This is a genomic window from Gordonia sp. LMA484 (genome assembly GCF_058129505.1).
The window spans coordinates 2,328,296-2,341,024 of sequence record NZ_CM176700.1 but is presented as its reverse complement, the minus strand read 5'-3'; the positions used below and the strand labels follow the sequence as shown (position 1 = coordinate 2,341,024).

Genomic DNA, 12,729 nt, shown 5'->3' with positions numbered 1-12,729 from the left:
CCCCAACATCCAACTACTTGACATAACTCTAAATCTATGGTTCAGGTTTAGGGTTTCGGATATCAAACGAGGAAGGCGGGCACATGACGCCACCGCACAACTACCTGGCCGTGATCAAGGTCGTCGGCATCGGCGGCGGCGGTGTCAATGCCGTCAACCGAATGATCGAACAGGGACTGAAAGGTGTTGAGTTCATTGCGATCAACACCGATGCCCAGGCCCTGTTGATGAGTGACGCCGACGTCAAACTCGACGTCGGTCGGGACTCGACCCGTGGGCTCGGCGCGGGCGCCGACCCCGAGGTGGGTCGGCGTGCCGCCGAGGATGCCCGCGACGAGATCGAGGAACTCCTCAAGGGTGCCGACATGGTGTTCGTGACCGCCGGTGAGGGTGGCGGCACCGGGACCGGCGGCGCGCCGGTCGTCGCATCCATCGCGCGCAAGCTCGGCGCCCTGACCGTCGGTGTGGTGACCCGGCCGTTCTCCTTCGAGGGCAAGCGCCGTGGTGGGCAGGCGGAGGCGGGCATCACCGCGCTGCGCGAATCCTGCGACACCCTCATCGTCATCCCGAACGATCGCCTGCTGCAGCTCGGCGACGCCCAGGTCAGCTTGATGGATGCCTTCCGCAGCGCGGATGAGGTGCTGCTCAACGGTGTTCAGGGAATCACGGACCTGATCACCACTCCGGGCCTGATCAACGTCGACTTCGCCGACGTCAAGGGTGTGATGAGCGACGCCGGCAGTGCGTTGATGGGCATCGGGTCGTCGCGGGGCGAGGAGCGGGCGAGGAAGGCCGCCGAGGCCGCCATCAACTCGCCGCTGCTCGAGGCCTCCATGGAAGGCGCCCGCGGTGTGCTCATCTCGATCGCCGGCGGCAGCGATCTCGGTCTGTTCGAGATCCACAACGCGGCCACTCAGGTCCAGGAGGCCGCGCACGAGGACGCGAACATCATCTTCGGCACCGTGATCGACGACAATCTCGGCGACGAGGTGCGGGTGACCGTCATCGCCGCCGGATTCGACGGTGGCACACCGCGTAAGCGTACCGAGATCCCTGCGGCTGCGGCCGGAAAGTCGGCGGTCACCCCGGGCCAGGCGGGTTCGGTTGCCGCCAAGTCCCAGGACAATGATCCGCTGTTCGGCAAGATGCCGTCCGGCGCAGGCGATCCGTTCGTCGAGGCGCAGGAGCGTCCACGGCGCAACAACGTGACTCTCGACGATGACGACGTCGATGTGCCGTCGTTCATGAAGCGCTGAGTCCGGCCGTGCAGGTACGCCGCGTGGTGACCAGCCGATCCGGCGGCGTATCGGTGGCGCCCTACGACTCGTTCAATCTGGGCGATCACGTAGGGGATGATCCGAAAGCTGTGGCCGACAACCGGACCCGGCTCGCCCAACAGATCGGTCTGCCGCCGGGACGGATCGTCTGGATGGAGCAGATCCACAGTCGCAACGTCACCGTGGTCAGCGAACCTGTCGACGAGGCGGTCCCCGCGACCGACGCTCTGGTCACCACGGAACCCGATCTGGCACTGGCGGTATTGTCCGCCGACTGCGTTCCCGTGCTGCTCTCCGACGACGAGGCCGGTGTGATCGCCGGCGTGCATGCCGGGCGCGTGGGCGCGCGAGTGGGGATCATCGGGGCGACGTTGCGCGAGATGATTCGGCTCGGTGCCCGACCCGAACGCATCGGTGTGTTGCTCGGCCCTGCCGCGTGTGGGTCTCACTATGAGGTACCCCCGTACATGCAACGCGACGTCGAGGAGCATCTACCCGGCAGCGCGTGTGTGACGGAGAAGGGGACCACCGGTCTCGACCTCCGCGCCGGTCTTCGGCGACAGTTGCTCGCGGCCGGTGTTGCCGCGGTGGCCGCGGATCCTCGCTGCACGATCGAGGATCCGGAACTGTTCAGCCATCGTCGAGGTGCGCCGACCGGTCGCCTGGCGTCGTTGATCTGGATCGACTCGCAGGGCGGGGACGGTGAGTGACCGGGCATGATCGGCCGCGGGGACGCCGACGCTCGGCGAAGTGAACTGGCGCAGGGCTACGCTGCGGCTCAGGCCCGGCTCGATGCGGCGATCGCCGTGGCCGGCCGTGCACCCGGCGACGTCGAACTGCTGGTGGTGACGAAGTACTTCCCGGCATCCGATGTCCGGCATCTGATCTCGTTGGGCGCGCGGTCATTCGGCGAGTCCCGCGAGCCGGAGGCCGGACGCAAGGTCGCGGAGCTCCGAGGCGGCGAAGCAGACCTCGGTGGTGCGGTCTTCGACATGATCGGCAGTGTCCAGTCGAAGAAGGCGAAGACCATCGCGGAGTGGGCGCGTACGGTCCACTCGGTCGACCGCGACAAGGTCGTCGATGCGCTCGCGAGGGGCGCGGAGTCCGCTCTCGACCGTGGTGCCCGGGAGTCAGAGCTCGGAATTCTGCTGCAGGTCAGTCTCGATGGCGATCCGCACCGTGGGGGCGCCCTGGTCACCGAGCTGCCGGCCCTCGCCGAACGGGTGCAGGCGGCGCCCGGTCTGTCGCTGCGCGGACTCATGGTGATCGCGCCGCTCGATGGGCCCGCCGAACGATGGATGGCCCGAGCGGCGCAGGTGCAAGCGGAGTTCGTCGTCGATCATCCGGCGGCCCGGGAGTTGTCGGCCGGCATGTCCGGCGACCTGGAATCGGCGGTGGCGCACGGATCGACATGCGTGCGTGTCGGTACCGCGATCATGGGGCCGCGACCGATAGTCTCTCAGTAATCACATTGGTCACATGAGAACCAACGAGCACATAGATCAAATACTGCACCACTCACTGCTCCCCCCGGCAGCGTTGGACAACAGAGAGGCCAGCTATGACCACGATGCAGAAGTTCAAGGCATATTTCGGCATGGTGCCTCCGGGTGACTACGAGGACGACTACCTGGAGGAGCCGGGTGGCCCCGGTCGTGGTGGCCGCGCGTATCGGGACGATTACTACGGTGAACCGGGTTATCGCGAACCGGGCTTCCGTGAGGGGCCGCGTGATGCGGACTACGCCTACGTCGACGACCGGAGATTCCCGCCGGAGTTCGACCAGCAGTCCTTCGTGGGCAATCCTTACAACCCCAACGAGTTCGAGGCCGTGCCGGAGTATGCGTACGCCGGGGGGCGTCACAACGGTGAGCCGGTGGAGCGGATGCGGGCCCACCGCCTCGAACCGCTGCAACGGTCGGCGATGCGCAACGCCGGCGTCGTCCGGGCGGGCGGCGGTTCCGATCCGCGTGTCGAGCTCGAGCAAGTCTTCGCGGATGGTCCGTTGCACAAGATCACGACTCTTCGTCCGTCGGACTACGGTGAGGCCCGGACGATCGGGGAGCGTTTCCGGGACGGCAATCCGGTGATCATGGACCTCGTCGACATGAGCAACGACGATGCCAAGCGGCTCGTCGACTTCGCCGCCGGCCTCGCATTCGCCTTGCGCGGATCGTTCGACAAGGTGGCGACGAAGGTCTTCTTGCTCTCACCTCCGGACATCGATGTGTCGCCCGAGGATCGTCGGAAGATCGCCGAGACCGGCTTCTACAACCACAGCTGACCCGGTACCGAGAACCACGCACCACCTGACGACACCGCATCTGCTCCCCGCCCACCAGGCCTCGGTGGGCGGGGTGTTGTCGTCCGGCGCCGGGAGCGCAGCGAGCGGGTCGGTTGGGCATGGGCGCCGGGAGCGCAGCGAGCGGGTCGGTTGGGCATGGGCGCCGGGAGCGCAGCGAGCGGGCCGGTTGGGCATGGGCGCCGGGAGCGCAGCGAGCGGGCCGTTTAGGCACAGCTGCGACATTTCAGGCAACCTTGAGGCGTGACGATTCTGTTCCAGGTTCTGTATTACCTGTTGTTCATCTACTGGCTGCTTCTGTTGGCGCGACTCGTCGTCGAGCTCGTTCGCACCTTCGCCCGCGAATGGCGTCCCACGGGGATCGCGGTGGTGATCATCGAGGTCGTGTTCACTGCGACGGATCCGCCGATCCGCGCGCTGCGCCGGGTGTTGCCGCCGATTCCTCTGGGTCCCGTGCGACTAGATCTCTCGCTGATGATCGTGATGATCGTCGTCCTGATCGCCATGCAGGTGGTCAGTTCGCTGAGCCGTAGTTCGGCCGCGGCGCTGGCGATCGCCGGACTCGGCTGACCTGCGCGGATTGCGGGGCCCGTACGGGCTTGCGCGACGCGCCGATTCTCTTTCGTGACCACTTCGTGACCATCGACGTTCGGTGGTCTACCGTTGAGTCATCCTCGAGTGACCGATTGATTGCAGGAGCGCATCGATCTCGTGCTACGAACGGTTCTCGTGTGACAGGATTTGACGCCAGTTACCCAGTGGACTGGTATGAATAAACAGTGACAGCCTGCAGCAAATAGTGTGCAGGCTGGCACTCTGCCAACTGAACATGGCTTGATCCGGCCACCACAACAGTTCGACTGACAAATGAGGGGAACCGACATGCGGCTGACACCAGCTGATGTGCACAACGTCGCGTTCAGCAAACCGCCTATCGGTAAACGCGGCTACAACGAGGATGAAGTCGATCAGTTCCTCGACTTTGTCGAGGCCGAGCTCGCACGGCTCATCGAGGAGAACGGCGACCTGAAACAGCGGGTCGAGGAGCTCGAGGGCGACCTGGCGGAGGCCCGTTCGGGTGCACCCGCCGGTGAGTCGGCCGCGCCGTCGGCCGAGGAGCGGACCCAGGTTTTCGCGGCCGCCCCGGTGGCGGAGACCCCGGCGCCTGCACCGAAGCCGGAGTTCTCCGACGACGACGCCAACGTGCGCGCGGCTCGAGTGCTCGCCCTCGCCCAGGACACCGCGGACCGGCTGACCTCGACCTCGCGCCAAGAGGCTGATTCGCTGGTGAACGACGCACGCTCGCGTGCCGACGCCATGGTGTCCGAGGCGCAGACGAAGGCAGATGCCCTGCTGTCGGACGCCCGTCAGCGGTCCGAGGCGATCCTCGCCGACTCGCAGACCCGTTCGGAGGCCCAGGTCCGCCAGGCGCAGGAGCGCGCCGAGGCCCTGCAGAGCGATGCCGAGCGCAAGCACAGCGAGATCATGGGCACGATCAATCAGCAGCGTACGGTTCTCGAGGGACGAATCGAACAGCTCAAGACGTTCGAACGTGAGTACCGCACCCGTCTGAAGACTTATCTGGAATCCCAGCTCGAGGAGTTGCAGCAGCGCGGTAGCGCCGCACCCGTCGAGGGTGGCCGGGCGGACTCGTTCTCGTCGGATCCCGGCAACGGTGGATTCACGAGCTACTCACCGAGTTAGTCGGCAGACAAGCGGGGAGAACTCGTGCTGACACTGGCCCTGGCGGCAACGCTCGTAGGGTTCGTGTTGCTGGTGCTCGGACTGATCACCGGCACAGTCTGGCTGGCCATCGCGTGCATCGTCATCTGCCTGGTCGGTCTGGGTTTCCTGATCGCGGACATCGTCGGCGCGGGTCGGCGGGGCGGTGACGAGCGTTCGCTCGAAGATTTCGTCGCCACCGACGATGCAGGCGCGGATTCGTCGCCGACCGATGAGTCCGGGTCCGCGGACGGCACGGATCAGCCGCGATCCGGACGGCACGAACGCGCCCCGGGCCCGGCGACCTGGACTCCGGGCGGTGGGCCACCGGCGCACGCCGATCCGTCCCGCGGCGGCGATCCCGAGGAGTCGTCCTCGCAATCACGTGGCGATCGATCGCGCCCGGGCGCGCCGCCTGCCTTCGGGCCAGAGGGTGGATCAGGGCCGCGGCCGGGAGGGGGTCCGCAGATGCCGCCGGGTCCATCCGGCGCCCCGGGCGGTCAGGGTGGACCTCCGCCGCCGCGGGAGGGTACCTACGACGACTACCTCCGGTCGGTGGGTGGTTTCACCGGCGCGCCGCCACGACCCGATCCACCGAGCGCGGCTCCACCCGGTGCACCGCCGCGGCGGTACTCACCCGAGGGTGGGCGCTCTGCTGGGGCTCATCAGCGCAATGGTGGCTCGTCGGCAGAGTCGTTCTCGGCTCAGCGGCCCGAGGACCAGCGACCGGGTGATGACCGCCCCGATGATCGTCGGGACGGCTCGGCAGAACCCCGTACCCAACGCTTCGACCCATTGGACCCCAACTGGCGACCGCCGCTCGACTGAGCAGCCGGCGAAGCAGCCGCCGTTCAGCGCAGGCTGGTCTCATACAGCGATTGGTCCGGCGGGCCCCGTGGCGGCTACACTCGATGCTGCGTTGATCCGGCCATCACCGGGGAGCACCCGGAAGAACGGGGTCGTCGAGGCAGCACAGCCCGTGCGCGGCCCTCAGTAGAACCGGGCGGGAGCGGCCCGTCACAGCCGTGGGTCCGCGAGGTCGCGGACCGGCGAGAGGCGCCGCGTGATCCTGACGGGATTCCGCGCGACGCAAGCGGGGTGGTACCGCGCAGATCGGGTGGTCGTCGACCACATGATGTGCGTCCCCGTGCCAGAGCAGTTGTTCGCATGCCAGGCACGAGGAGAGCGACCATGACCGACACGGTCAGCACCAACGACCCATCCGGCACCCCGGAATCCAGCAGTTCGCGGGTCTATCCCATCATCGACATGACCGGCGGTACCGGTCGCGGCGCACCCTCGTTCCCGGATGTCGAAGAGCGCGTCCTCGAGTACTGGGACGCCGACGGTACGTTCGCCGCATCGATCGAGAATCGCGCACAGGCCGAGGAGTTCGTCTTCTACGACGGCCCGCCGTTCGCCAACGGTCTGCCGCACTACGGCCACCTGCTGACCGGCTATGTGAAAGACCTGGTACCGCGGTACCAGACCATGCGCGGCAAGAAGGTCGAGCGTCGGTTCGGTTGGGACACCCATGGTCTGCCCGCCGAGCTCGAGGCCGAGCGTCAACTCGGGATCACCGACAAGTCGGAGATCGAGAAGATGGGCATGGAGAAGTTCAACGACTTCTGTCGCGACTCCGTGCTGCGCTACACGGGGGAGTGGCGCGACTACGTGACCCGCCAGGCGCGCTGGGTGGACTTCGACAACGACTACAAGACGCTCGATCTCGACTTCATGGAGTCGGTCATGTGGGCATTCAAGCGACTGTACGACAAGGGCCTGATCTATCAGGGATACCGCGTCCTGCCCTACAGCTGGTACGAGCAGACCCCACTGTCGAATCAGGAATCCAAACTCGACGACGCCTACCGCATGCGGCAGGACCCTGCGGTCACCGTGCGGATGCCCCTCACCGTTCCCGACGGTCCGCTCCGCGAGCTCGACGGTGTGAACGCGGTCATCTGGACCACGACGCCGTGGACGTTGCCGTCGAACCTCGCGATAGCCGTGCATCCCGACACCGAGTACGTGCATGTCAGGGCGGGCGACGGGCAGGAGTATCTGCTCGCGAAGGCGCTGCTGGGCAGTTACGCAAAGGAACTCGGCGCGGCGGACGGCGATCACACCGGGCCCGCGGAGCTGGGGACCTACCGGGGAGCAGATCTCGAGGGGCTGTCGTACACACCTCCGTTCGACTTCTTCGCCGGCCATCCGAACGCGCATCGTGTACTGCTCGGCGACTATGTCACCACCGACAGCGGTACCGGGATCGTCCACCTCGCTCCCGCCTTCGGTGAGGAGGACATGGAACTTTCGACCGCCAACGGCATCGAGGTCGTTCAGCCGCTGGATCCGGGCGGCCGGTTCACCTCCCAGGTGCCGCCATATGAGGGCCTGATGGTCTTCGACGCCAACCCGGTGATCATCAAGGACCTCAAGGCGGCCGGTAAGATCGTCCGCCACGACACCATCAAGCACTCGTACCCGCACTCGTGGCGATCGGGTAAACCCTTGATCTACATGGCCGTTCCATCGTGGTTCGTCGCGGTCACCCCGATCAAGGAGCGCATGCTCGAGCTCAACAAGCAGATCACCTGGTCACCCGAGCACATCCGCGAGGGCCAGTTCGGCAAGTGGCTCGAGGGTGCGCGGGACTGGAACATCAGCCGAAACCGCTTCTGGGGCGCACCCATCCCGGTGTGGATCTCCGATGACCCGGACTACCCCCGGATCGATGTCTACGGCTCGCTCGACGACCTCGAGCGCGACTTCGGCGTGCGACCGGACAATCTGCATCGGCCCTATATCGACGACCTCACTCGGCCGAATCCCGATGACCCGACCGGGAAGTCGACGATGCGTCGCGTCCCCGAGGTGTTCGATTGCTGGTTCGAGTCCGGCTCCATGCCGTTTGCGCAGGTGCATTACCCGTTCGAGAACTCCGACTGGTTCGACGGAAACGAGTCGAAGGCCGAATTGCCGCACAATCCGGGCGATTTCATCGTCGAGTACAACGGTCAGACCCGTGGGTGGTTCTACAACCTGCACGTACTGGCGACGGCGCTCTTCGACCGACCGGCGTTCAAGAGTGTGATCGCTCATGGCATCGTCCTGGGCGACGACGGCCAGAAGATGTCGAAATCCAAGCGCAACTACCCGGACGTCAACGAGGTCTTCGACCGTGACGGATCGGATGCGATGCGGTGGTTCCTGATGGCGTCGCCGGTGCTGCGCGGCGGCAACCTGGTGGTCACCGAGCGCGGCATCCGGGAGGGTGTGCGTCAGGCGCTGCTGCCGCTGTGGAATGCCTACAGCTTCCTGCAGCTCTACGCCGAGCGGCCCGCGACCTGGCGAACCGATTCGACCCACGTGCTCGACCGCTACATCCTGGCCAAGCTCGCCGCCACCCGCGAGACGATGACCGACGCGTTGGATGTCTACGACATCGCCGGTGCATGTGAGTCGTTCCGCGAGTTCGTCGAGTCGTTGACCAACTGGTATGTCCGTCGGTCGCGTGCCCGTTTCTGGGCAGGCCAGGACGAGGACCCGGACGCGTTCGACACCTTGTACACGGTGCTGGAGGTGGCCAGCAGACTGGCGGCCCCACTCCTGCCGTTGGCGACCGAGTCGATCTGGCGTGGCCTGACCGGCGGTCGTTCGGTGCATCTGACCGACTGGCCGTCCGCCGACGAGCTCCCATCCGACGCCGATCTCGTCGCTGCGATGGACGAGGTCCAGGAGGTCTGCTCGGTCGCCTCGAGTGTGCGCAAGGCGAACCAACTGCGGGTGCGACTGCCGTTGCCGGGACTCACGGTCGCATCGCCGACGGCCGAGCGGCTGACGCCGTACCAGGATCTGATCGCCGACGAGATGAACGTGAAGTCGGTGACGCTGTCGACCGACGCGGACGCCTATGGTCGCCACGAGATCGCGGTCAACGCCCGCGCCGCCGGGCCGCGGTTGGGCAAGGACGTCCAGCGCGCCATCAAGGCGGTGAAGTCGGGCAACTGGTCGGTCCAGACCGGCACCGACGGCGGGGAGGTCGTCGTCGCCGACGGCATCGAACTGCAGGACGGGGAGTACACGCGGCGTCTTGTTGCCGAGGAACCCGACTCGACCGCCGAGCTGCCCGGCGGACGCGGGCTGGTGGTGCTCGACATCCGTGTCACCGAGGAACTCGAGGCCGAGGGATGGGCCAAGGACCGCATCCGCGAACTGCAGGACGCGCGCCGCAGCCTCGGTCTCGAGGTCTCGGACCGGATCGAGGTTCGATTCGTGGTGCCCGACGCGCGGCTCGACTGGGCCACCCGGCACGCCGAGATGATCGCCGGCGAGGTCCTGGCCGTGCGCTTCGACGTCATGACCAGCGGCGACGCCGGAGCTGTCGAGCTCGGGGACGGGGTGACGGCCGACATCGCGAAGGTGGCGGGACGACCGCACTGATGTGATCTGCGTCACCGTGTGTCACGTTCGGTGGGTTCATGGTGTCTCAGGGTTGTCCACCTTCGAGAGGAGCAACCATGAACACCTCACAGTCTCAGACCTCGCGCCGTGCACAGATCGTGATCCTGGGCGGCGGCTACGCCGGGACGATGGCCGCCAACCGGCTGTCGACGGCTGACGCGGATGTGGTGCTGGTGAATCCACGGCCGCAGTTCGTCCACCGCATCCGACTGCACCAGTGGATCGCCGGGACCGGCACCGCCGAGCAGGAATTCGAGCGAGTCATCGGTGCGGATGTGCGGCTGGTCGTGGACAGCGCCACGCGGATCGATGTCGCGGCCGGCCGGGTGGAACTGGCCTCGGGCGAGGCACTCGGCTATGACCACCTCGTCTACGCGGTGGGCTCGACGGCCACGCCCGCCGACGCGATCCCGGGCCTGGCCGAGAACGGCTTTCCGCTCGGCGAATGGGAAGCGGCGCAACGACTCCGCGAGCATCTGATCGCCTCCGGCCCCGACTCGACGACGACCGTGGTCGGCGGCGGGCTCACGGGCATCGAGATGGCGGCCGAACTCGCGGAGACGGGTCTGGCCGTACGGCTCGTCTGTCGCGGCGTTCTCGCCCCGTCGTTCGGGGACCGGGCTCGCCGGTCGGTGCGGCGGCGGTTGGCGAAGCTGGGCGTGGAGATCGTGGAAGACCATCGCGTCGAGGCCGTCGGACCCGATACCGTGACCGTCGTGGGAGCCGACACCCGGGAGATCCTGCCCAGCACGACGACCATCGTCGCCGCGGGCTTCCGGGTGCCCGATCTGGCTGTATCGAGCGGCCTCACCACCGACGGGATCGGCCGGCTGATCACCGACGAAACACTGACCAGCGTCGACGATCCGCGGATCGTCGGGGCCGGTGACTCGGTGGCACCGTCGGGTGCGCCGTATCGGATGAGTTGCCAGGCGGCCAACCAATTGGGGCCCAACGCCGCCGACACGGTTCTGGCGCATCTGTCCGGCGCGCAGGCGACGGCGTCGCAGACGATCTTCGTCGGACAGTGCACGTCACTCGGTCGCCACGGCGCGGTGATTCAGCCGACCAGGAAAGACGACGCCCCGGTTCAGTTCGCGATCAGCGGACGGACCGCCACGTTCATCAAGGAAATGGTGTGCCGCAGCGTGATCTGGGGATTGCGGTTGGAGGCCCGTCGGCCCGGTGTCACGCCGTCGTTCTCGAGACATCCACGCGTGGTGGCCGCGCAACTGCCCGCCGAGGTGGCCGGATGATCTCGGTGCCCGACGCTGACGAACATGCTGCTCGGTTCACCGAGCTGCGGCCGCTGCTGTTCACGGTGGCCTATGAGATCCTCGGGTCGGCCACCGACGCCGACGACGTACTGCAGGAGAGCTATCTGCGGTGGGCGGACGTCGATCTCGACACGGTGACCGACAGCAGGTCCTACCTCGCCAAGGTGGTGACCCGGCAGGCCCTGAACATGCTGCGCGCGTCCTCACGACGCCGTGAGGAATACGTCGGACCATGGCTCCCCGAACCGATCCTCCTGGACGAACACGACGCATCCGAGGATGTCGTGTTGGCGGAGTCGGTGTCCACGGCGATGTTGGTGGTGCTGGAGAGCCTGACCCCGGACGAACGCGTCGTGTTCGTCCTGCGCGAGGTGTTCGCGTTCTCCCACGACGAGATCGCCGACATGGTCGGTAGATCCGCGACGGCCGTGCGTCAGATGTCGCACCGGGCCCGAGCCCACGTCCACGCGCGCCGTCACCGGTTCCAGCCTGTCGACGCCGCGCGGACGGCGGAGGTGACGGCTGTGTTCATGGCCGCCGCCGAATCGGGGGACATCGAGGAACTCATGTCGATCTTGTCGCCGGACGTGGAGTTCACAGCGGACAGCGACGGGAAGGCCAGCGCGGTCCGCAAACCGGTTCGTGGGGCGTTGGCGGTGGCTCGGCTCATGGCCGGCTTCTCCCGCGTCGGATCTCGGCTCGACGATTTCCGCGTCGAGCCGGCGATCTTCAACAGCCTCCCCGGCATGCGTGTCTTTTTCGATGGTGAGCTCCAGGGCGTCTTCGTGCTCGATGTCGTCGACGGTGTCATCGGCAACATCTATGCGACCCGAAACCCGGAGAAGCTGACCGGGATCGGCACCGAGCGGCCGATCGCGCGGTAGCGGCTCAGGCCCGAACCGCTGCGAGTGCCCGGTCGACCAAGGCGACGAACAGGGTTTCGGGATCCTCGAAGGTGTCCGGGCCGTACTGTCCGAAAACCTCGAGGCTGATCGCACCGACCGTGGTGGACCAGAGTGATGTCGCGGCGAGGAGTCCGGCGTCGGAGAGGTCGGCGCCGAACTCCTCGCGGATCTTGGCGAGGTCGCCGCTCAGTTCATCGGGGGCGGCGGTCGGGTCGACGGAGACCAGACCCGCGGACTCCGCGCGCGCGAACTCGGCGATGAGCATCGCGACGACTCGTGTGCCGGGTTCGACGGTCGCTTCCGCGGGAGCGGCATAGCCGGGCACCGGGCTGCCGTAGAGCAGTGCCCAGCGCGACGGGTCGTCGACGGCCCAGGTGCGCAACGCGCGGGTGGCGGCGCGCAGGCGATCGCGGTGCCGATCGGTTGCGATGTCCGACAGTGCCTTCTCGACGACGTCGGCGAGGTCGGAGTAGGCCTCGACCAGCAGAATCGTCAACAGGTCGTCCCGGCTCGGGACGTACCGGTAGACCGCAGACGACACCACCCCGAGGTCGCGTGCGATCGCTCGCAACGACAATCCGGCCGCGCCCTGCGTGCGCAGATGTTCGCGTCCGAGTCGTCGGATCTCCGATTCCATCGCCGCCCGGTTGGCTTTTCGTGTCGTTCCTCCGGTCATGTCACCAGTCTGCCACAAAACGAGAGCACTGCTCTTGTATTTGTCGCCGACGCGGTGCATACTCGATTTCGAGAGCAGTGCTCTCGAAACGTCGGAACTCAGA

General features: G+C 66.7%; 11 protein-coding genes. 10 read left to right on the top strand and 1 reads right to left on the bottom strand.

Features of this window, described 5'->3' with window-relative positions; translation table 11 throughout:
- The first annotated feature begins 83 nt into the window (after window positions 1-83).
- The 10 genes from ftsZ (at window position 84) to sigJ (ending at window position 11,929) form a co-directional block, all read left to right on the top strand.
- On the top strand, window positions 84-1,256 hold the full coding sequence (ftsZ, locus tag AC4AMJ_RS10175; RefSeq protein WP_489896130.1) for a cell division protein FtsZ: 1,173 nt from the start codon (window positions 84-86) through the stop codon (window positions 1,254-1,256).
- Between the two features lie 8 nt (window positions 1,257-1,264).
- On the top strand, window positions 1,265-1,987 hold the full coding sequence (gene pgeF, locus AC4AMJ_RS10170; protein WP_489917988.1) for a peptidoglycan editing factor PgeF: 723 nt from the start codon (window positions 1,265-1,267) through the stop codon (window positions 1,985-1,987).
- Between the two features lie 6 nt (window positions 1,988-1,993).
- Window positions 1,994-2,743: a YggS family pyridoxal phosphate-dependent enzyme gene (locus AC4AMJ_RS10165; RefSeq protein ID WP_489896128.1), complete on the top strand. Its 750-nt coding sequence runs from the start codon at window positions 1,994-1,996 to the stop codon at window positions 2,741-2,743.
- Window positions 2,744-2,838: 95 nt separating this feature from the next.
- Complete coding sequence (locus AC4AMJ_RS10160) at window positions 2,839-3,561, top strand: cell division protein SepF (protein WP_489917987.1); 723 nt, start codon at window positions 2,839-2,841, stop codon at window positions 3,559-3,561.
- Window positions 3,562-3,822: 261 nt separating this feature from the next.
- Window positions 3,823-4,149: a YggT family protein gene (locus AC4AMJ_RS10155; protein ID WP_489896126.1), complete on the top strand. Its 327-nt coding sequence runs from the start codon at window positions 3,823-3,825 to the stop codon at window positions 4,147-4,149.
- A 312-nt stretch (window positions 4,150-4,461) separates the two neighbouring features.
- Window positions 4,462-5,283 carry a DivIVA-like cell division protein Wag31 gene (gene wag31, locus AC4AMJ_RS10150; protein WP_489896125.1) on the top strand — a complete coding sequence of 274 codons (822 nt, stop codon included), beginning with the start codon at window positions 4,462-4,464 and terminating at the stop codon, window positions 5,281-5,283.
- A gap of 24 nt (window positions 5,284-5,307) precedes the next feature.
- A complete protein-coding gene (locus AC4AMJ_RS10145) occupies window positions 5,308-6,129 on the top strand; it encodes a hypothetical protein (RefSeq protein ID WP_489917986.1) in 822 nt (273 codons plus the stop codon).
- A gap of 363 nt (window positions 6,130-6,492) precedes the next feature.
- Complete coding sequence (ileS, locus tag AC4AMJ_RS10140; RefSeq protein ID WP_489917985.1) at window positions 6,493-9,747, top strand: isoleucine--tRNA ligase; 3,255 nt, start codon at window positions 6,493-6,495, stop codon at window positions 9,745-9,747.
- Between the two features lie 77 nt (window positions 9,748-9,824).
- Complete coding sequence (locus AC4AMJ_RS10135; RefSeq protein ID WP_489896122.1) at window positions 9,825-11,024, top strand: NAD(P)/FAD-dependent oxidoreductase; 1,200 nt, start codon at window positions 9,825-9,827, stop codon at window positions 11,022-11,024.
- The gene (gene sigJ, locus AC4AMJ_RS10130; protein WP_489917984.1) at window positions 11,021-11,929 is read left to right on the top strand and encodes an RNA polymerase sigma factor SigJ; all 909 of its coding nucleotides are present in this window, start codon (window positions 11,021-11,023) and stop codon (window positions 11,927-11,929) included. The genes AC4AMJ_RS10135 and sigJ overlap by 4 nt, the downstream gene beginning before the upstream one ends.
- A 4-nt stretch (window positions 11,930-11,933) precedes the next feature.
- On the opposite strand, the gene AC4AMJ_RS10125 is transcribed toward sigJ, so the two are convergent.
- Window positions 11,934-12,626: a TetR/AcrR family transcriptional regulator gene (locus AC4AMJ_RS10125; RefSeq protein WP_489917983.1), complete on the bottom strand. Its 693-nt coding sequence runs from the start codon at window positions 12,624-12,626 to the stop codon at window positions 11,934-11,936.
- Window positions 12,627-12,729 lie beyond the last annotated feature (103 nt).